The sequence below is a fragment of the Flavobacterium sp. IMCC34852 genome (genome assembly GCF_030643905.1).
GTDB classification, from domain to species: Bacteria; Bacteroidota; Bacteroidia; order Flavobacteriales; family Flavobacteriaceae; genus Flavobacterium; species Flavobacterium rivulicola.
Window position 1 is genome coordinate 2547820 of sequence record NZ_CP121446.1, and the last position, 22189, is coordinate 2570008.

At 38.3% G+C, this 22189-nt stretch carries 13 protein-coding genes; 12 read left to right on the forward strand and 1 reads right to left on the reverse strand.

All coding sequences use genetic code 11. The features are described 5' to 3' along the window. From P7V56_RS11050 to P7V56_RS11090, 9 genes are all read left to right on the forward strand, one after another. Positions 1-1185, forward strand: coding sequence for a putative phage abortive infection protein (locus P7V56_RS11050; RefSeq protein WP_171221872.1), 1185 nt, complete (start codon positions 1-3; stop codon positions 1183-1185). 151 nt (positions 1186-1336) lie between these two features. Continuing rightward, the gene (locus P7V56_RS11055) at positions 1337-3127 is read left to right on the forward strand and encodes a GmrSD restriction endonuclease domain-containing protein (protein WP_171221873.1); all 1791 of its coding nucleotides are present in this window, start codon (positions 1337-1339) and stop codon (positions 3125-3127) included. An 18-nt stretch (positions 3128-3145) separates the two neighbouring features. Beyond that, on the forward strand, positions 3146-3508 hold the full coding sequence (locus P7V56_RS11060) for a hypothetical protein (RefSeq protein ID WP_171221874.1): 363 nt from the start codon (positions 3146-3148) through the stop codon (positions 3506-3508). A 50-nt stretch (positions 3509-3558) separates the two neighbouring features. After that, the gene (locus tag P7V56_RS11065; protein WP_171221875.1) at positions 3559-4197 is read left to right on the forward strand and encodes a ribonuclease H1 domain-containing protein; all 639 of its coding nucleotides are present in this window, start codon (positions 3559-3561) and stop codon (positions 4195-4197) included. A 6-nt stretch (positions 4198-4203) separates the two neighbouring features. Then, the gene (locus P7V56_RS11070) at positions 4204-6348 is read left to right on the forward strand and encodes an ATP-dependent helicase (RefSeq protein WP_171221876.1); all 2145 of its coding nucleotides are present in this window, start codon (positions 4204-4206) and stop codon (positions 6346-6348) included. Positions 6349-6434: 86 nt separating this feature from the next. Next, entirely contained in the window at positions 6435-7271 is an 837-nt protein-coding gene (locus P7V56_RS11075; RefSeq protein WP_171221877.1) for a tetratricopeptide repeat protein, read from the forward strand. A 185-nt stretch (positions 7272-7456) separates the two neighbouring features. Beyond that, entirely contained in the window at positions 7457-8197 is a 741-nt protein-coding gene (locus P7V56_RS11080) for an NERD domain-containing protein (RefSeq protein WP_171221878.1), read from the forward strand. 68 nt (positions 8198-8265) lie between these two features. Continuing rightward, complete coding sequence (locus P7V56_RS11085; protein WP_171221879.1) at positions 8266-8745, forward strand: hypothetical protein; 480 nt, start codon at positions 8266-8268, stop codon at positions 8743-8745. Positions 8746-8904: 159 nt separating this feature from the next. Next, complete coding sequence (locus P7V56_RS11090) at positions 8905-10569, forward strand: T9SS type A sorting domain-containing protein (RefSeq protein ID WP_171221880.1); 1665 nt, start codon at positions 8905-8907, stop codon at positions 10567-10569. A gap of 865 nt (positions 10570-11434) precedes the next feature. Here the strand turns inward: P7V56_RS11090 and P7V56_RS11095 are convergent. Then, entirely contained in the window at positions 11435-11725 is a 291-nt protein-coding gene (locus tag P7V56_RS11095) for a GIY-YIG nuclease family protein (RefSeq protein WP_171221881.1), read from the reverse strand. A 474-nt stretch (positions 11726-12199) separates the two neighbouring features. On the opposite strand from P7V56_RS11095, the gene P7V56_RS11100 reads away from it, so the two are divergent. From P7V56_RS11100 to P7V56_RS11110, 3 genes are all read left to right on the forward strand, one after another. Then, complete coding sequence (locus P7V56_RS11100) at positions 12200-13060, forward strand: GNAT family N-acetyltransferase (RefSeq protein WP_171221882.1); 861 nt, start codon at positions 12200-12202, stop codon at positions 13058-13060. Positions 13061-13153: 93 nt separating this feature from the next. Continuing rightward, a complete protein-coding gene (locus P7V56_RS11105) occupies positions 13154-14845 on the forward strand; it encodes an MORN repeat-containing protein (RefSeq protein ID WP_171221883.1) in 1692 nt (563 codons plus the stop codon). Between the two features lie 724 nt (positions 14846-15569). Further along, entirely contained in the window at positions 15570-22013 is a 6444-nt protein-coding gene (locus tag P7V56_RS11110; protein ID WP_171221884.1) for an HYR domain-containing protein, read from the forward strand. The last annotated feature ends 176 nt before the right edge of the window (positions 22014-22189 follow it).

The following is a 22189-nucleotide window of genomic DNA, read 5'->3' on the forward strand; positions in this document are numbered from 1 at the left end:
ATGAGTACATACAACATATTACTAACCTGTATTTTAATAATATTTGTTTTTCTGCTTTTATCAATGTTAAGCTTCAAAAATGTTATAGATAATTATTTTAAACGGGTAAATAAAAACTATATCATTACACCATTAATTGTAATAAGTGTAATTTTAATAATCATTTCTTTTCTTTCGCCATATTACTTTACTAAAAAAGAAATTGGGGAGTCATTAGTATTTGATGCAACAACAGGTTGGACTGGTGATACTCTTGGTGGCATTATGAATCCATTCATTGCACTTGCTGGAGCTGTATTGACATTTATAGCTTTCTATATTCAAAAAATTGCAAACGATGATATTAAAAACCAATTTAAAATTCAACAATTTGAAAGTCAGTTCTATGAAATGTTAAGACTCCATAAAGAAAACATTAATGAAATGAAAATATCAGGTTATGATTCTGTTACACAAGAAAGATTAAATCATAGAAAAGAAATTCTAGAAATAACTAGGTCACATAACACTAAAATAATTGAAGGGAGAAAAGTTTTTGTTTCAATGGTGGTTGAATTAATTTGCTGTTATGAATTTTTAGAGCTGATAAATAGTACTTGGAAAATTAAGCATGAGAAAGATGATTTACTAAAATTAGCATATAGAATATTTTTCTTTGGTTCCAATTCTGATTTAATTGTTTCTGATAAAATTGAAGATGATTTTATCAAAGAAGTAAAAAAACAATTTAAAAAGTATAGAAAAAGACATAGGGATTCATATAGTAGAAAAAATGTTTTTTCTGGATTAAACAAAAAAATTGAACTTTATATAAAATATAGCCCTTTTACAGGTCATGAAAACAGATTAGGACATTATTATAGACATCTTTATAGTACAGTAAAATATGTTGTTAATAAAGAAAAAGAAGGTCTAATTACTTATGATAAATCAAGAGAATACTTGAAAGTATTAAGATCCCAAATGTCAAATGATGAACAACTTATGTTATATTATAATTATAGAATAGGGTTTGGAAAAGATTGGGAAAATGAAGGATATTTAACAAAATATAGAATGCTTCATAATTTACCAATTAACAAGGTAAAATATGCAGAACCTGCAAGAGAACACTTTAAAAATTTTATAAATTCAATTAAACCAGGTGAAGGAGAATTGTTTGAATGGGGTGATTTCGAGATTTAAAAAAACTAATATGATACTAAAACAGAGTGGACGAATAATGTCTGTTAACATTTCCCCTAGTTTTTGCGAGAATACTTTCGCGTTAGATTAGTTAGTAATGAGATGTTGAAATGAATTAGTATGACAGAAAAATAAAAATATACAATACAAAATGCAAAAATACTCCGTAAACCAACACTTAATAGAAACGCTTTTAACCTGGGTAAAGTCGGGCGAAATAGCCATCCCCGAAATCCAACGTCCATTTGTTTGGGACAGTTCTAAAGTAAGGGACTTAATGGATAGTTTGTACCAAGGCTTTCCGGTAGGCTATGTTATAGCGTGGCGTAATCCTAATGTGAGATTAAAAGACGGTAGCTTAAGCGAGGGCAAAAAAATATTAATTGACGGTCAACAACGTGTTACAGCATTAACCGCTGCCCTACTGGGCGAATATGTGATTGACAAAACCTATCAAAGGGTAAAAATTAAAATAGCTTTTAACCCTATTTTAGAAAGGTTTGAGGTGCAAAACCCGGCTATTTTAAAAGACCACAGTTGGATACCCAACATATCCGAAGCTATAAGTGGGGAAATCAGTATTTTAAAACTGGTGCGAAACTATTTATCGTTTAATCCTGAAGCCGATGAAGATCAAGTAGAAAAAGCTTTTACCAACTTAATCAATATCCCGAAAAAACAAATTGGGATTATTGAATTGGCACACGATTTAGACATCGAGACAGTTACTGAAATATTCATCCGCATCAACTCTAAAGGAGTGGTTTTAAGTCAGGCCGATTTTGCCATGAGTAAAATAGCTTCCAATACTGAATATCAAGGGAACACTTTACGCAAAGCCATTGACTATTTTTGTCATTTGGCCATATCGCCAGAGTTTTACAAACACATTGTGGACAATGACAAAGAATTTGCTGCGACAGAGTTTTTTAGTAAAATGCAATGGCTTAAATCAGAAAACGAGGACTTATACGACCCCGAATATACCGATTTGATTCGCGTAGCATTTACCTCGCAATTCAATCGCGGTCGCTTATCGGATTTGGTGAGTTTACTCTCCGGTAGAAACTTTGAAACCCGAACTTTTGAAGATGCTATAGCTGAACAATCGTTTGAAAAATTAAAGATGGGTGTAATGAACTTTATGAATGAAACCAACTTCAAACGCTTCTTGATGATTATCAAATCGGCTGGTTTTATTTCGCCAAAATTAATACGTTCTCAAAATGCGTTGAACTTTGCTTACATCTTATACCTTAAGTTAAGAGAGCTTGGCGTGAATTCAGTAGCTATTGAAAGCTATGTTAAGCGTTGGTTTGTGTTTTCGGTACTAACCGGGAGGTATTCCGGTTCTCCTGAATCGGTATTTGACTTTGACATCAAACAAATACACAACCGACCATTTGAAGAGTACTTAAAAGAAAAAGAAGAAGGCGAACTATCCGATGGTTTTTGGAATGCCTCTCTGATACAAAGTTTAGATACTTCGGTAGCCAGTAGCCCTTATTTTAATGTGTTCTTAGCAGCACAAGTAAAAGCCAATGATAGAGGCTTTTTATCCAAAGATGTATTGGTGAGTGATTTGATTTCGCTTAGAGGAGATATACACCACTTATTCCCTAGAGATTTCCTAAAAAAGAACGGATTAGAAAGAGGAAAATACAATCAAATTGCTAACTATGTATTCATGCAATCGGAAATCAATATCAAGGTGGGTAACAAACCCCCTAAAGACTATTTTGAATTAATAGTTTCACAAATGGAGAAGGATAACAGATTGGTTAGTGGTTTATCAACCCACCAAGAGTTACAAGATAATTTAAAGGCCAATTGTGTCCCACAAGAAATTATGACTATGGGCATTGAGGATTACAATCACTTCTTGGAACTACGACGCAAATTGATGGCGCAAAAGATTAAGGAATATTATTTTTCGTTGTAAAATTTTAATCATTAAAACATGAAAATCCCTAAAGAAACAATTCCTGATTGTTACAAATATGCCAAAGCTGCCTATGAAGGAAAAATAACTTCAGATGAAGCAACCTATAAAATACACGAGAAGCATGGTATAAAAGTGGGTTCGGCAAAAGATTATCCTAAACTGTTTAAAGTTTTAATTAGCGGCGAAGGATCTTTGTGGGGTTTAAGCAGTTATACTTATGATTGTTTTCTTGACAATATTCATAAAGATTACGGCAAAATACAATTGGGTAAATCACTAAATACCTTTATGCATTTAATCAAGAAATATGAGGGAGATAAAGTAGGTTCTAAAAAAAAGATGCGTTTGGTTTATGAAAAGTATATTAAATTAGTTTAAGTGTTTACTATACTTTTTTAGGTTAAGTAAAAAAATAAAACTGAGTTGTTATGGCAAAACAACCCAAATATTACGTTGTATGGCAGGGACGTGAGACTGGAGTTTTTGACTCTTGGGAAGCTTGTAAGCTACAGACTGCAGGTTTTCATGGGGCAGTCTTTAAATCATTTTTATCTAGAGAAACTGCGGAAAGAGCCTTTGCAGATGAAAGTTCAAATTATATTAGAAGAAAAAAGACAGCAGAAAATAAATTGTCTAATGAGGAAAAGCAATTAATTGGAGACCCCATTGAAGACAGTATTGTTGTAGATGGTGCTTGGAATACTGAAACTGGAATGGTAGAATATCAAGGTATATATAATAAGACCTTTGAAGTTTTATTTCATCAAGGGCCATATGAAGACGGCACCAACAACATTGTGGAATTTTTGGCTATTGTACATGCTTTGGCATTGTGTAAAGAATGGCATTGGAAAGTACCTATTTATACAGACAGTAAAACTGCTATTCGATGGGTAAAAGATAAAAGAGCAAAGACTAAACATGCTGTCAGCGATAAGAATAAGAAATTATTTGATATACTTGGCAGAGCCGAAAAATGGCTACAAACCAACGAATATGAAAACCCAATCTTAAAATGGGAAACGAAAGCTTGGGGAGAAAACCCTGCTGATTTTGGAAGAAAATAAAACGATATGTCAAGTCAAAGCGATACTATATTAGAAGGATTAAACGACCGCCAACAAGAAGCTGTGGTTAGTGATAACAAACGACTGTTGGTTTTAGCAGGAGCAGGCTCGGGTAAAACCAAAACGCTTTTGCAAAAAATCATCTATTTAATAGAAGAAAAAAAAGTGCAACCTTCAAATATTTTGGCTATCACATTCACCAAAAATGCCACCAACGAAATGATAGACCGCTTGATAGTTTCGGCAGATAGTAGTGGTTTTTATGAACGAATTATTTTCAGTAAAGAATTAACGAAGTTAGAAAAAGATGCAGAGCGCAGAAACTGGAAGCGCAAGTATAAGTGGATTGAAGGATTAACTATTCGAACATTTCACAGCTTTTGTTATACTGTTTTGCGAACTGACGGCGTGAAAGAGTTTGACAACAAATTCAAGATTATTGGCGATGAAAAATCAACCGATATAGATGACATCTCTAACCGCATTGCCAGTGAAACTGTCTTTGAAGTATTCCACCGTTTGTTTATTGAAAAATGCGAAAGCAATGATTTTTTATTAAAAACCAAACGTTACATACTGGACTATTTGGTGGATAAAATTCATATCCCAAAAGAATATGAATCGCCTAAAATTACTGATGGAAAATTTTATACTACTTTAAATGGTACAAAAGTAAAATCTAAGTCGGAACAATATATAGCTGATTGGCTTTATCGTCATAGTATACCCTTTGTATACGAACCCCTTTTAAATGTGAAGGATTTTGATTTTCACCCTGATTTTTTTATTCCTGATGCCAATTTGTACTTGGAACACGTAAGTGATTTAAGTTACCCAATGGAAGACAAAGAAAAACAGTTTGCCAAAGGAAATATCTTGTATGCTAAAACATTTGAACGGAATACACAAGATTCTGCTATTTTTAATCATACGCTAGATCAAATTGTGAAGAGCCGATTACCTATGGATTTCCATCGTGATAAAAAATTAAACTATTTGGAGGAGTTTAATGGTTATTATGAAGAGGTAAAAGATTTGGTTCGACAAATCATAAGGATTTGCGATATGATAAAGGTGGAAAATATCACTTTAGATGAAGTAATCGCAAGAGCGGCAAAAGACCAGCATGAGCGAGTTAGAGTGTTTTATGAGTTAGCCATTCCAATAATTAAAGATTACATCGAATATACTACCAATAAATCATATTTGGATTTTAACGATTTGATTCTAAAAACAGCTAATCTATTTACCAACCATGAAGATGTTAGACAACGGTATCAAGACAGATACCAATATATTTTAGTCGATGAGTTTCAGGACGTAAACAACCTTCAAGTAGAATTGATAAAGCTAATTATTAAACCATCGACACAATTGTTTTGTGTAGGTGATGATTGGCAAAGTATTTATGGCTTCAGAGGTTCTAATGTAGAATATATTATCAATTTTGAAAAGTACTTTTCAAACGCACAACTTATCAAACTCAACCAGAATTACAGAAGTGAGCGAAATATAGTTGAGGCCAGTAACGAAGTAATCAAATACAACAAGCACAAGATTGAAAAAGATATTTCAGCCACCAAGGACACCCAGCAAAAAATCATTATTCAGCATGGTAACAATGAGGAAGATAATGTTAGGTATTGTGTCGAAAAGGTAGAAGAGTTATTGGAAGAAGGCTATGCTAAGGATGATATTTTATTCCTTTACCGCAGGAATAATATGTTTTATAAATATAGAGAAGAGTTTAAGCAACATAAGTTTTATGTAAACGGAAAAACCATTCATGCCTCCAAAGGATTGGAAGCTAAAGTAGTTTTTATTGTTGGATTGACTGATGGCAAAGGAGGATTTCCTGATGTATGGTTAGAAGACAGACTATTCCAAATTATTAAGACAGCCGACTACAATTTGTTATTGGAAGAAGAAAGAAGGCTCTTTTATGTAGCACTTACCCGAGCCAAAGAAAAACTCTATTTAATTACCGAAAGAGGAAACGAATCGAGTTTTCTTAATGAAATTCCGGCTGAATACACTTCAAAGAGCAAACAACTAACCAAAACAAATTTCCGCCAAAATGAGTGTAAAAACTGTCACGCTCCAATGAAAGAGGAATGGGTTGCTTGTCCTAAGTGTGGGGAGAAATATTAATAAAATAAGACAGCAAAGATTTTTAACACATAAATTAATCTTAACACCATCAGCTATAAATTAACCCCTCTAAAACCAACCACCCTATGAAAACCACCCTAACCGCTTTATTCCTTTTAGTTGCCCTTTCCTTTCAGGCCCAAACCAGTGCAGAACTCAACACCAAGGGAATTGAATGGGCCCAAAAAGGAGACCTTAAAACCGCCTTTGACTTCTTTAACCGAGCCATCGTTTTAGACCCTAACTTTTCGAGTGCTTATTCCAACCGTGGTCATGTGTACAGACAACAAGGACAATTTGAATTAGCTGTAAGTGACTATACCCAATCCTATGCTTTGTATCCCAACATACAGGTACTCTATGCCCGAGCCAATACCTATATGGATATGGAGCAGTATGAGAAGGCACAAGCGGATTATACCGCCATCATCAATCTAGAACCTACGTTTAGTGATATCTATTTTGACAGGGCTTATTCGTATATCATGCAAAAAAAATATCAAGAGGCTATGCGCGATATGGAGAAGCAATTGGAACTGACTCCAAAAGATTTTAAATCGTTAGCCAATCTAATCAACTTGAAAAAACAACTCGATTTAAAAGAGGAAGCTTTAGCCGATTATAAAAGGTTATTAAAAGATTTTCCCGATGCCGAAGACCTGCACATAGTGTACAACAACAGAGCTAATTTGTACTCTGATTTAAAACAATTTGATAAAGCCCTGGCCGACATCAACAAGGCACTGGAAATTAAACCCGACTATGATTTGGGCTATTTGAACCGTGCAGAAATTTACCAGAAAATGGGCAACAAAGCCAAAGCTTGTGAAAACTTTAAAAAAGCACAAGAACTCAAGGTAGAAACCAACCGGCACTTTCAAGCCGATGAGGATTATCTCGCGGTAAAAAAACTTTGCAATTAAATAATTTAATTATCATGCTTACCCCTTTACGGGCTGTTAGCTTTAGCGAGCTTCTAGCTTACGCTCAGTTCGCTACGCTCGGGTCGATACAATTTTTATAGTCAAAAGCTGGCGCTTTTAACTTAAAAAATCACTCGAAGTGACGCAGCCAGAACATTTAGAATTACAATAAAAGAATAATCATTATGCCCTTAGTACTCTTAATATTGTTTATCACATTAATTGTATTATTAAAAATCTACCAAGCGGACATTAAAGGAGCCATTGGAGAGCAAAACATTTCTTTACGTTTACGTTTCTTAGACAAATCAAAGTATAAAGTTATTAATAATGTAGTACTGCAATCGGGCGACTATACTTCACAAATTGACCACATAGTCATTTCAGATTATGGCGTTTTTGTCATAGAAACCAAAAATTACAAAGGTTGGATTCTTGGCAATGAACACTCTGAATATTGGACTCAAGTGATATACAAACGCAAAGAAAAGCTGTATAATCCCATACGACAAAACTTAGGTCACATTAAAACTTTGAGAAAATGTTTGAGTGAACATTCTAATGTAGAATACAAATCGATTATTGTTTTTTCTTCAAGAGCAGCCATTAAAGTTAATACGGTAACAGATGTTATATATTCATCCCAACTTGTTAGCACCATCAAACGATACTCAGACACCAACCTCACTGAAATCGAAAAAGAAAATATATTTAGTAAAATCAGTGGTTTGAATAGGATTGCTACCTATGACAAACGCCAACATATCAAATCCATTAAACAAAGAATTGAAAAACGAGAAAATTCAATTCGAGAAGACAAATGTCCTCAATGCGGTGGCCGCTTAATACTTCGCGAGGGAAAATTTGGTGATTTTTTAGGTTGCAGCAATTACCCTAAATGCACACAAACGATAAAATTAGAGTAACAAAACGTTATCTTCAAAAAGTCTACTAAATTTAAGACTAAAAAACAAAACCTTTACAACGATAAATCATGTCACAAATTGACCGATACAAATCCCTCCCCATTTACCAAAAAGCGGAATTGATTTTCCAATTGGTAGAAAGTTTAGTAGCATCTTTACCGGAGGATGATGACTACATTCAAGACACCAAACACCTGATGCTTGAAGATGCTATGATTATCCCTGCTAAAATAGTAGGTGCAGAAGCCGGTGATTTATACAGCATCAGGATGCAAAATGCAGCACTCATCAGGGAATATGCGATGCACTTGTATGTTCAAGTAGGCAGCTTAGCGTTTCATGACAATTACAAGGACTTAGAATATATAAAACTTATTCGCAAAGAGTTGGAGGAGTTTAGAATACTTTTTATTGAATGGGTTGAAAGTTTTGATACCAACAATCACCTCTGGGATGATTGGGGTTTGTTTAATCCTTCGGGAGCTATTCCGCCTAGTGATGAAGATACTGATTTTGATATCAATGACTTTTTTGAGGATGAGGATTAGCTTCTAGATACAGCTCGTCCCAAAAGACCAGACACTCAGGGTTAAGGTATTACGCAGTTAGCCCTTTGGGTTTAATAACCACCCTATTTTTAAAAAACACTTGATTTGTTTGCTGATAAATTGTAAATTAGGTGGCTAATTAATCTAACTACCTTTTTTATGAAAAAAACATTACTATTTATTGTGGCTATATTGTTTTTTGGGTTTATGACTCAAAAAGCGATGGCACAAAATCTACAAACTGTTGCTATACAAAGTGGGTTTAATGCCGATGTGGTGGCTAATGGTGTAGGAACCTCGGCATCTTCGACCTCAACGGATGTTGATGGAGTAAACTATGCTTTTATCTCGAGAGACTTTCAATTGACTACGGGCAGTACACCCTTAACTTATGGGCTACCTGTAAACGGACTGATTAATAGTGTGGTTGCGGCACCTGCCGGGCTTAGTTTTCAATTGGCGTCTTATAGTGGCAATAACAGTTTGCGACTTCAAAACGTTAATGACTCGGGGACTTTGACCTTTACCACTCCCATAGCGGCTGTTAATTTATACATGCTGGCTACCGGAGGAAGTGGTGCTTGTACGGTAAACGCAACCGTTAATTTTGCCGATGCTACTTCTGAAACCTTTACCGGGATTGCTATTGCCGACTGGTATGGCGGTGCTAATTTTGCCATTCAAGGGATTGGAAGAATCAACATTACGAATGATGTGTTAGAAACCGGAGGGGGAACCAATCCGAGACTCTATCAAATTCCGTTGGCCATCAGTGTAGCCAATCAAGCTAAATTGGTACAAAGTGTTACTGTGACTAAAGCCGGAGGGGGAATTCCTAACATCTTTGCTTTTTCGGTAGATGCGTATACCAGTTGTCCTGCTCCCAGTAACATAACTTTTACCTCATCTAATGACGGGGGTACTTTTAACTGGACGGCACCGACAAGTGCGCCATCAATGGGTTATGACTATTATTACAGTGCTTCTGCAACACCGCCAACAGCTTCTACTACTCCAACCGGGAGTGTGGCTGCCGGAGTAACTACAGCAACGCTTACAGGGCTTACTATGGGAGCTACTTATTACTTTTGGGTAAGATCCAATTGTGATACCCTGCAAGGTTTTTGGCAAATGAAAATGTTTACTACCGGACAAATGGAAGCTACTTATACTGTTGGGGATATCAATACCGAGTTTTCAACAGGACCAACTATCACTAGTAGTACTGCCTGTCCGGGGACATTGTCTTTAAACATTCCGGCAGGGTTTCAAATTGCGTCAACCGATGTTGCTTACACCATGACCACAGCCAGCAATGGTTGGATGAGTGAGCAAAGAACACTTTTAGTTTGTAATACTAACAATACTACGGAGGCCGCAATTGCTTCGGGTGTAGGTACTACAACAGGAACGTATGCTTATAACCGAACCGGATTAACGATTGCCAATGGTCTTACCGGCACGGTTAGTTTCGACCTTAGGGCTTGGAGAACCTATGGCGGTTCCGGTTGCAATGCTGATTATAACAGGGTTGACAACAACACTTGGAAAATCACTGTTACCCTAACGCAAGCGTTATCGACAATAGATGTGACAGCGCCAAAAATTAAAATCTATCCGATACCGTTTACCGATGTCATTCATCTTGATCATGCGCAAGAGGTCAACGCTATTGCTGTTACAGACCTCACAGGGAAATTGGTACAAACTATCCAACAACCGCAAGAGGCGATTTATTTAGGCGATTTAAATTCGGGGCTCTATATTTTGACGATGACCCTGCAAGATGGAAGTGTGCAACACATTAAAGCAATAAAGGAATAACATTGAGTAAAAAAAGGGTCATTATTGACCCTTTTTTTGTCGTATTTGTGGAATAAAAAGTGACCCGAAGCTTTAGCTGAATTGAGCGAAGCACACGAGGCGAAGCCGACTGCCGAAGGAAATGGAGAACCGTGGTACAAACAAGGCTTCTCGATACAATTTACAAATACAAAAACTAGCGTTTTTAACTTTAAAAATCACTCGAAGTGACGTGAGGAAGGCGTTGGGTTTGTGCGAGGCTTCTCGATACATTTTTGCTGCGCAAAAACACTCGAAGTGACGCGTTGAAGACGAGTGGTTTAAACTAAAGTCCCTAACCCAGCACAGTCCCGTCAGTTCGAGTGGTTTTTATGGAACGCAGTGGAATAATCCCGAAGTCTCGGGAGTATCGAAAACCGTGGTGCAAACAAGGCTTCTCGATATTATTTTTAAACTCAAAAGCTGTCGCTTTTAACTTTAAAAATCACTCGAAGTGACGGCCCTGAGGTTATTAGACTTATAGTGTATTTAGCAGTTACCGTCAGTTCGAGTGGTTTTTTATGGAACGCAGTGGAATAATCCCGAAGTCTCGGGAGTATCGAGAACCATTGTGCGAACAAGGCTTCTCGATACAATTTACAAATACAAAAACTAACGTTTTTATATTTATAAATCACTCGAAGTGACGGTTTGGTTGTTTTATCAAGTTATGCACTTAACGTCTGTTCGAGTGGTTTAAACTAAAGTCCCTAACCCGGCACAGTCCCATCAGTTCGAGTGGTTTAAACTAAAGTTACTATCGTTGCATTGTCCCGTCAGTTCGAGTGATTTTAAAAACTGAAAACGCTAGTTTTCAGTTTTTAAAATAGTATCGAGAACCGTTGTTTCAATTGAACTTTTTTTTTGCCAAATTAGGTAAATCATCATAATCACCTTTTATCAAAGCTTCTTTCTTAGCTTTTGACCATTTTTTAATTTGCTTTTCTTTTTCTATGGCAAAGTTTATATCGGTAAACTCGGCGTAGAAAACTAAAGTAACCGGTCTTCTTTTACAGGTATAACAATCGGGATAAAAACCTATATCATGTTGGAATAATCTTTGGGTAAGTTTACTTGTCACTCCTGTATAATAAGTGCCATCGGAACATTTTAATATGTATACGTAGGATTGTTGCATATTGTAAAAGTAAGAAATAATTTATTTTAACGAGGCTTCTCGATATTATTTTTAAACTCAAAAGCTGTCGCTTTTAACTTTAAAAATCACTCGAAGTGACTGCCCTGAGGTTATAAGACTTATAGTGTATTTAGCAGTTACCGTCAGTTCGAGTGGTTTTTTATGGAACGCAGTGGAATAAAAAATTGTATCGAGAACCGTTGTTTATGCGAGCTTCTCGATACAATTTACAAATACAAAAACTAGCGTTTTTATATTTATAAATCACTCGAAGTGACGGTCTAGCTTTTTTATCATGTTATACACCTTTCGTCAGTTCGAGTGGTTTTTATGGAACGCAGTGGAATAATCCCGAAGTCTCGAGAGTATCGAGAACCGTTGTGAAAACGAGGCTTCTCCATACATCACTATAGCTATCAGAAGACTCGAAGTAAAGGTTAGGTTTATTTGAAAGATTTTTGATAATTTTAGCCTATGAATGATAGCGAACTACTTTTCAGACGCCTTACTTTTGAGGAGTTTCAAACACTGGTGCAATGGGCGGCTTTGGAGGGATGGAATCCCGGTTTGGAGGATGCGGCTATTTTTTGGGCCACTGACCCGGAAGGGTTTTACGGTTATTTTGACAAGGAAACACTCATTGCCGGTGGTTCTATTGTTGCTTATGACGGACAGTTTGGTTTTATGGGTTTCTTTATAGTGCATCCTAATTACAGGGCAAAAGGCATTGGGCGAACACTTTGGCAACAACGTCGAGATACTTTGTTGTCGCGCTTGCAACCCGATGCTTCCATAGGGATGGACGGTGTGGTAGCCATGCAACCCTTTTACCAAAAAGGCGGTTTTGAAATTGCTTATCGCGATGAGCGTTATGAAAAAACAGGAAAGCCCTATCCTATTAATCCATTGGTACAAAAGGTTACCGAAAAAGATTGGGAAGCTATCTGTGCCTTAGACTTGGAATGTTTTGGCGTAGGACGTACCCGCTTTTTAAAACTTTGGCTCGAGGCTTCAAATGCTAAGGCTTTTCAGTATACTGACCACAATCATTTATTAGGCTTTGCCGTAATCAGACCATGCCAAACCGGTTATAAAATTGGTCCTTTGTTTGCCGAAAATGAGACTGTTGCGGCCGCACTTTACGAGCGCTGTCTTACTGAAGCGATTGACGAGCCCGTATATTTAGACATCCCGGTTTGTAACGAAGCCGCCGTGAATTTGGTACAACAATACAAAGCTACTTATGTCTTTGAATGTGCCCGAATGTATTATGGCAAGCCACCTAAAGTTGCTGTCGAAAAAGTATTTGGAATTACCAGTTTTGAGTTGGGGTAACATTCCTACCCTAAAAATACGCCATTTGCCTTATGTAACATCAACTGAAAAAAACTATATTTGGGTGTATAGTTTTACTCCTATTTGTTTGTCATGAAAACACTTTATTCCCTACTCTTTTGCTGTATCTTTTACAGTAATTATGCCCAAGATCCTGCTACCCCCGAAGGCGGAATGTTTGACTTTTTATACAACCTCAAAACACCTGAAATGCCCGGACAATTGAAAAATCCGTATATGTTTGTGCGCAAAGGCAACACGGCTATAACCATAGAAGGCGATTTAAAAGAAAGCAAACCGGCTAAGGTTAAATTCAGCGACGGCACTTATGAAGGCAGTGTGGTGATGTATAATAAGAAAGAGAAAGAATTTAAACTCAAAAAAGGAACCTATACGTTTACCAACGGCGATGTTTACCAAGGCGATTTTACCAATAACAGCGGGATTTATTATACCAACGGTACATATCTTTTTAAGAACGGTATTAAGCTGGTATTTTCACACCAACCCGGTAAGATTCAGTACTACGAGAATGTAAAAGGAGTTTATCATTACCAAAACGGAGATTCATGCGTGGTTGACTATTATGATGACGAAGTGGGATTTCATTTTTACCCTAAAACAGGCGCTCACTATTATGGTTCTATTAGCCATAAAACCAGAAACTTGCTCCCTAACAGTTATGTAAACTATTACCATCCCAGTGGAGTTACTTACAAAGGAAAATTATCCAAAAGCCTTCCTGATGGTTGGTGGCTTGGCTACAACCAAAAGAACGAACAAGTGCAAAGTGCCTACTTTAACAAAGGAAAACTACTGGGTGTAGTAGATGTAACCCCATTAGAAAGAACAGCACAAATAGCCTTTTTTATCAACAATAAAATGATTGCACCGTCGATTAGCAAGGTGAATAAAAACGGCAATGTGGTGTATTGTTACAAAGGCGATGGGGTCAACGGTAATTGTGAATTATTTGAAACGGATTGGAATTACATACCCAAATTTTACATCACCAAAGGCACTTTTAAAGACGGACAACTACAAGGCGATGCCACCCGAACCACCTATGACCACGAATTGAACGTAATAGCCTATGGCAAAGGAAAACTGGTGAATTATTTAGTGGATGGCGACTATATGGAGGCCACCGTTGACGGCAAAACCAGTTTCGTTGGAAAGTATGCCCAAGGGATAAAAGTGAGTGGGATGGAAACCTTTGAAGACGGTCGGATTTTTAACGGAAGCTACCAAAACGAATTACCTAAAAACGGAAGTATGACTTTCCCCAACAAAGAACGTTACGAAGGCGAATTCAACGAAACCGGAATGCGTGGCGCCGGGAAATACTTTTTCACCAATGGAGAGCGTATTGAAAGCAGTTATTTTCACCATGAATATGCTGTAGGCTGTACTTATTACAAAGCAGATGGCACCGAATATTTTGGTGAATATGACTTTAAAAAAAGGGAGTTTTCATCCAAAGATTATATAGCCGATTTTAAAGTAATGATGAAAAGCCTTGACGATGCTAAAAATCAAACGGCTCAACAGCAACAGCAACAACAAAGTTATAGTCAAGGTCGCACTTGCGGCAGTTGTAACGGTAGCGGTAATAATGTCAACACTTGCCCTATGTGTAAAGGAAGCGGTCAGTCTGAAACCTGGATGAAGGTAGATAGTTTTGGTCGTTATGCCGGCAAAGGCACTTGTATTTATTGTCGCGGCAACGGCACCATCAGTGTGGGCAGTTGTGGTACTTGCCACGGCAGCGGCAGGGTCAATTAGTTTTGGGAATCTTGAGTATATTTCGTAAAACAATAAGCAAGAGCAGTTTAGCGAATGATAATCATGTAACAATTAGCCAAAATTATGCAACACAAGTTCGGTTAAAAAGTGCCAAATTTGTTATCACAATAAGCAATGTTATCGGGTCAAGAGAAGAAAATATTCACCAAAAGCCCCTTTTTGGTCCTAACCGATAACCGCAATGCTTTGACATAAAAAAGGTAAACCGTCATGAGGGATCATGGCGGTTTTTTTATGTTATGCTTCATTCTTGAGTAGCTATAGCTTTGAAATTTCTGTTAGTTCTATAAAACCATTAACATTTGTTCTACAAAATATTGTCATTTTAACGGCGATAAAATGCAGTTTATCGGATTTGTTTTGTTTAACCACCAAAGTAGTGTTAAATTTATTTTCAGAATTAAACAACTGCTTTAATTCTATTTCATTCTGTCAACGGAAATCAATTTCCTCCAATAAATTGATGCTTGATTTCGTTTCAACCTACATTTTTTTCGCGTGCCTACTAATGGTTGTTTGAACACTGCTAGTGTTTGAATTATTCCTCATGTCGTGTTTCACTTTGTTTATTTAGTGAGGCTTAATTTCTATTATGCATTAGGGAAGAAACCGAAAATCCCTTCAAAGAGTAGGTAAATTAAATTAACAAACTATGGCAAAACTACACCCAAACATTTTTTTAATGACCCTATTTTGTTTATTCATGATAAACAAATCAAATGCTCAAACTATCATTGAGCCCGGTCCGGAACATTATGCCTCAAAAGCTTCCTCATCGAAGAGCAGCACTACGCCAATTATTAAGGCAAACACCAATAATCCCGAACAATTGAATAAAGCATTCAATTTGAGTAGCAGATCAAACACTAATGTAGCCCAATCTACTGCTGTTAACTGCTACATTCCACCAGATGCCACTTATACTAATTTCCCCGGAAATGATGATGGTTCAGTTGGAATTGCATTACCATTTCAATTTAGTTTATACGGAACAAACTATAATGTTGTCTTTATCAATAACAATGGAAATCTAACTTTTACAGCGCCCTCCGGTTCATTCGATCCGGTTGGGTTTCCAACTAATATACCAATGGTTGCCCCATTTTGGGCAGATGTTGATACTCGAGTAGGAAACACCGTAAAGTATAAAATAAGTCCAACCAGTTTAATCGTTACCTGGCCGGGAGTCGGTTATTATAATCAAAATATCAGCAAGCTGAATACCTTTCAGGTAGTAATAACCAATGGGAATGATCCTTTGATAGGATTAGGAAATAATGTTGCCTTTTATTATGGCGATATGCAATGGACTACAGGAGAAGCATCGTCAAATGGCGGTAGCGGAGGCTTTGGAGGAGTTCCTGCTACAGCCGGAATTAACAAAGGAGATGGTATTAACTTCATACAGATTGGTCGCTTTAATCAAAATAATACCACTTACGGCGGACCATTAAGCGGAACAAGCGGTATTAGTTATCTTGACTTTGGCTGTTATCCGTTAACTGCAGGTTCACTTACTAATTTACAACCGGCAGTCTCAGGAGTTCCGGCTAATAATACAATTAATATTGCTTGTGGAGAAACCGGCACTATCAACTTAACGGCCTTGCCTCCGGAAGTGGGTCAAAACGTTTCCGTGGTGGTTAATACCGGAGGATTGTGTAATACTACTCAAACTACGACAAGTGGAACTTCTTCCAATGCGACGGTCACTATAGCCGGTGACGCTTGTAATGAAGGTACGCATAACATTAGTTTTGTTTTTACCGATAATTTCAACCCCTCAGCCAGTACCACGGTTAACATTACTGTTGTTATTGGCACAGCTCCGGTCATTGCTTGTCCGGCTAATATTACTGTTTCAAATGCAACAGGTCAATGTGGTGCCAATGTTTCTTTTGCCGCAACGGCAACCGGTAGTTTAGCACCAACATTAACATACTCTCCGGCCTCCGGAAGTTTCTTTCCTGTGGGTACAACAACAGTAACGGCAACAGCAACCAATGCTTGTGGAACTGATACTTGCACCTTTACAGTTACCGTAAACGATACGGAATCTCCTGTAGTGACCTGTCCCGGTAATCAAACTTTACCCGTCGGATCCAATTGTTTGGTATCTTTACCTGACTATGTTACAACTTCAGCCGTAAATCTCTCCGTTAGAGTCAACAGTGGCTCTGCCGCGACGAGTTGTGTGGATGGATTTTTAGGCGGTGCGCCCGAACCACATTGGAGAGTTAATGTTAATAATCAAGGTTGGGTAACCTATCCTTCCAGTGGAATTTGCTTTGCCAATACGCCAAATATTCAATATAATCAATCTTATAATTGCAGTAATGACTATCCTGCCAGTGTAATAGTATGTTTTAGAGTGTTTGAGGATGATGGAGTGGCTTGCATTGTGAATGAAACTTGTTTAGTAGAGGTTTGCCAATCTTATCCTGCTCCGACGCCCGGAACAAGTGCTACTTATACCCTTTCAATTCCAAGTTCCGCACCCAGCTGGGGAACTGTTAGTTTTACTATAACTTCAACAGGAGCATTTACAAACTGTCCTGCCGCTACAGATAATTGCAGTGTTTCCGTCACGCAATCACCTCTTCCCGGTACACCTCTGGCGCCCGGTAATCACACCGTGACTTTAAATGCAACTGACCCATCCGGAAATACTGACTCTTGTACTTTTAACGTTCTTGTAATTGATACAACGGCTCCAATTATAAATTGCCCGCCGAATATTACCGGAGTTATGGCTACCAGTGTCAATGGAGCAGTTGTAAACTATCCGACACCTTTGGGATTTGACAATTGTAGTGGTGCAACAACCACAAGAATTGCCGGTTTAGCCAGCGGTTCAACCTTCCCGATTGGAACAACAACAGTGACGCATCAAGTAACCAATGCAGCCGGTTTAACAGCTCAATGTTCGTTTAACGTAACCGTTGTTGCTGTTCCTCCACAAATTACGTGTCCATCCAACATTACAGTAAATACTGCTGCGAATCAATGTGGTGCCAACGTAAGTTTTGCCGCTACAGAAACAATCGGTATTCCGGCTTCAACCATTACCTATTCTCCTGCTTCGGGAAGTCTTTTCCCGGTAGGTACAACAACCGTAACCGCCACTGCAACCAATACTGTGGGAAGTTCTACTTGTACGTTTACGGTGACCGTAAACGACACGCAACCACCAACCATAAATTGTCCGGCCAATATTGTGACCACCAATACAACAGGTCAATGCGGTAAAATTGTCACTTTTGAAGCAACGGCTTCCGATAATTGTGGTACTGCTAACTTAAGTTATAGTCCGGCTTCCGGATCAACTTTTGCTGTTGGAACTACCACTGTTATTGCTACAGCCAATGACGGCAATGGCAATACGACAAGCTGTACTTTTACCGTAACAGTTAATGATACGGAAGCACCAAGTATAACTTGTTCGGCACCTGTCACAATCAGCAACACCCCCGGACTTTGCTCGGGTACTGCTACACTAACAGCACCTGTTGTTACAGATAATTGTGCTGTTGCTCCGCAAATGACCCTTAACGGAAGTTTTTCGTCCGGAAGTGACCAATGGAACCAATGTGGCAATAATGTAGAGGCCTATGGTACAGAAGCCGGATATGGTGGCTCAAACCCTTTTAATGCCGTAGCAGAAATTGATCATGAGCCGGTAACCCTTTGTCAAAACATCAGCGGTTTTGTGGTAGGTCAAACCTATCAGCTAACCTTCAGAGCATCCAGAAGATCAGGTGCGCCGCCAACAGTAGGTACCATAATCACGATTGATGGTGGGGCATTAAATACAACTGTCAGCCGTTCTAATGGTTTATTCAGTTTGACTCCGGAAACCATCAGCTTTGTGGCCACACAAACCACACACCAATTAAAATTTGAACCATCAGCCGGTTGGGGTGGTACCGTTGGATTTATTATTGATGACATTTCCATCAATCGTCAATTCATCAGCAACAATGCTCCGCCAACCTTCCCGTTTGGAAATACTACTGTAACCTGGACAGCTACTGATGCTTCCGGTAATACGGTTTCTTGTAATCAAACGGTAACCGTTAATGATACCGAAGCACCAACAATTGCTTGTCCGGCCAATATAACGGTGAATAATACAGCCAATCAATGTGGAGCCAATGTTAGTTTTACCGCTACTGCAAGTGATAATTGCGGAACAGCTACTATTACTTACAGTCCGGCATCGGGTTCCTTCTTTGCAGTGGGCACAACAACCGTTACGGCTACAGCAGATGACGGTCATGGCAATACAACGAGTTGTACTTTTACCGTTACGGTTAATGATACTCAGCCACCGGTAATTAATTGTCCTGCCAATATTAATGTTGATATGGATCCGGGGTCATGTGGTGCTGTAGTTACTTTTGCAGCCACAGCTTCAGACAATTGTGGTACGTCTAACATTACTTACAGTCCGGCCTCAGGTTCATTCTTTGCCTTAGGCACAACAACCGTTACGGCTACTGCAGATGACGGACATGGCAATACAACCAGTTGTACTTTTACCGTAACAGTAGATTTGTTAGATCATGTCAACTTACAATGGCCGCCTAATGCTGCTATTTGTCCCGGTGGTACTTTTACGGCTTACGGACAAGTTTATGAGCCCAATGTAACCACTGTTAATGGCCAACAAGGCGCTAATATTGAAGTACATTTTGGTTACAATTCTTCTAATACCAATCCTTCAACTTGGACCAATTGGTCACCGGCTTCTTTTAACCAATTTGGTGGTGGTCCAAATAATGATGAATACTTTTATAACTTTAGTTCCAACGTTCCCGGTACTTATTATTATACTTTCAGATACCGACAAAATGGTTGTACTTGGCAATATGGCGGATTCCAACAATGGGATGGCGGCACTTGGGATGGTACCAATTATGTAAGTGGTGTTTTGACCGTTCAATCTTTGGATTGGGCTAACTTACAATGGCCACCAAATGCAACCATTTGTCAAGGCTCGAGTATGACAGCTTACGGACAAGTATATGAAAGCGGTGTTACTCCGGGTGCCGGTTTACAAGGCGCCGGTATAGAAGTACAATTTGGATACAGTTCAACCAATACCAATCCTTCAGGTTGGTCAAATTGGAGTACTGCCTCATTCAACCAATTTGGAGGAGGATATGCCAATGACGAATACTTTTATAATTTCACACCGCCAACCAGCGGAACCTATTACTATACTTTCCGTTACCGACTTAATGGTTGCTTATGGCAATATGGCGGTTATAGTAGTGGCGGCGGATTATTTTGGGATGGAACCAATTTTGTCAACGGAACACTTAATGTGAGTCCGACAACCGTTGGTGGAGTCGTAAGTGGCGGAACCTCGATTTGTCCGGGTGAAACCAGTGCTTTACTAACCTTAAGTAATTATACCGGTATGATATTAGGATGGGAAAGTTCTACCGCACCATTCCTAAGTTGGAATCCAATTGGAAATAACAACAACACTTATACTTCAGGACCTTTAGCTGAAACAACCAAATTCAGAGCTATTGTACAAAGTGGTGTTTGTCCATCTATGGCTTCAGCTGAAACGACTGTGGTTGTTTACCTGACTTATCCGTTCTATGCGGATAATGATGACGATGGCTATGGTGCCGGACCATCAGTACTATTGTGTTCTGACGATGCTAACAATGCCCCGGAAGGCTACAGCGTTGACGGAACCGATTGTGATGATACTTTGGCAGACCGACATGAAACCTTCCCGTTCTTTGTTGATGCGGATGGTGACGGTTATGGTGCCGAGGGTTCTACTGCGGTTCAATTGTGTGCTGTAGATGGGGACACACCACCGGAATCTAACTATTCTGTAAATGATGATGATTGTAACGATTTGGTTTTTGAAATCAACCCAAGTGTTGCAGAGATTCCTTTTGACAATATTGACAACAACTGTAATGGTACTTTGTATGACGGTCATCCGCTAATAGTGGTAAATGTTCTTTCTCCTAGTTGTGGCGGTATTAATCACGGTTTGAATAATACTATTAACTGTACAGAAATAGATTTAGGTGAAGGATTTGTCATTGGTTACCGCTTTAAAGTAACTAATTTGTCTACCGGACAAGTGGATTATGTTGATACCGTTCAGCACCATTTCAAATTAACCGATACAGACATTTATGCTTACGGAACTTCCTACTCTATTCAAGTAGCCGCCATTGTTAATGGTGAAGTTCAAGGCTATAATGGCAATACTTGTACCCTAACCACAACTAACGTAGCCACAACGAAAGTGGTGAATTCTCAGTGTGGTTCAACACTATTGTTTATGAATTCTACTATCAATGCCAATGCGGTGAATTCTGCGATTACCTATCGTTTTAGAGTGGCTCGTGCTGATGCACCTTCGACTTACTACTATACCGGTGAGCGCAATTTACCAAACTTTAATTTGACCATGTTGACTGCACCTGTAGGTTTCCTAACTTATGATACAGAATACAAAGTAGATGTTCAAATCAAAATTAAATTGGCTAATGTAATTGCTTGGTCACAGTATGGACAAGTTTGTTCCATCTTTACGCCTGCACCGCCAACCTCATCAGTCATTGCCTCACAATGTGAATTGGTAGCCAGTAGTTATACTCAAGTGATTAATGCAACTCCATTTGCCGGAGCAACGCTTTACCGATTCTTGTTGACGCATTATGATGAATTTGGCGATTTAGATTATGAGCAATACCAAGACAGTCCGACTCCAAACTTTACCCTAAGTATGTTTAGCGGATTGCTTCCTGATACCACTTATAATGTTGCGGTTTCTATGCTATTGTATGGCACTTTTGTCCCTTATGATAAAGAATGTACCGTAACCACTCCAATGGCAGCCAGAATAATTGAAACGACTCCTTTCAAAGCAACTGTTTATCCGAATCCGTACACCAACAACTTTATGATTGATGTTACCACTGCTGACACAGCCTTAATTGAAATCAAAGTGTATGACATGGTAGGCCGATTGGTTGAACAGAAAACGGTAAAAGTAAGCGACTTAGAAAAAGCGCCTATCGGAGAAAGATATCCTTCGGGAGTATACAACGTTATTGTTTCACAAGGTGAAAACATACAAACCGTTCGCGTAGTAAGACGATAACACCATTTAACTAAAAACCGAGAAAAGGCATTCCGTTTGGAATGCCTTTTTTTATCTCAAAAGAATTGAGTAAATGACTTGCCTTATGGCTTAATTGTTAGTTTTCACAATTTTGTTTAAATTAAATTTACATTCGTAACTTTAAATCGTGGCGTAATCCAAGCAACCTTTTTTGA

Bases quoted from the DNA above. Each gene is read 5' to 3' on its own strand.
- P7V56_RS11050 (WP_171221872.1), top strand. From the start codon at position 1: ATGAGTACATACAACATATTACTAACCTGTATTTTAATAATATTTGTT.
- P7V56_RS11055 (WP_171221873.1), top strand. From the start codon at position 1,337: ATGCAAAAATACTCCGTAAACCAACACTTAATAGAAACGCTTTTAACC.
- P7V56_RS11060 (WP_171221874.1), top strand. From the start codon at position 3,146: ATGAAAATCCCTAAAGAAACAATTCCTGATTGTTACAAATATGCCAAA.
- P7V56_RS11065 (WP_171221875.1), top strand. From the start codon at position 3,559: ATGGCAAAACAACCCAAATATTACGTTGTATGGCAGGGACGTGAGACT.
- P7V56_RS11070 (WP_171221876.1), top strand. From the start codon at position 4,204: ATGTCAAGTCAAAGCGATACTATATTAGAAGGATTAAACGACCGCCAA.
- P7V56_RS11075 (WP_171221877.1), top strand. From the start codon at position 6,435: ATGAAAACCACCCTAACCGCTTTATTCCTTTTAGTTGCCCTTTCCTTT.
- P7V56_RS11080 (WP_171221878.1), top strand. From the start codon at position 7,457: ATGCCCTTAGTACTCTTAATATTGTTTATCACATTAATTGTATTATTA.
- P7V56_RS11085 (WP_171221879.1), top strand. From the start codon at position 8,266: ATGTCACAAATTGACCGATACAAATCCCTCCCCATTTACCAAAAAGCG.
- P7V56_RS11090 (WP_171221880.1), top strand. From the start codon at position 8,905: ATGAAAAAAACATTACTATTTATTGTGGCTATATTGTTTTTTGGGTTT.
- P7V56_RS11095 (WP_171221881.1), bottom strand. From the start codon at position 11,725: ATGCAACAATCCTACGTATACATATTAAAATGTTCCGATGGCACTTAT.
- P7V56_RS11100 (WP_171221882.1), top strand. From the start codon at position 12,200: ATGAATGATAGCGAACTACTTTTCAGACGCCTTACTTTTGAGGAGTTT.
- P7V56_RS11105 (WP_171221883.1), top strand. From the start codon at position 13,154: ATGAAAACACTTTATTCCCTACTCTTTTGCTGTATCTTTTACAGTAAT.
- P7V56_RS11110 (WP_171221884.1), top strand. From the start codon at position 15,570: ATGATAAACAAATCAAATGCTCAAACTATCATTGAGCCCGGTCCGGAA.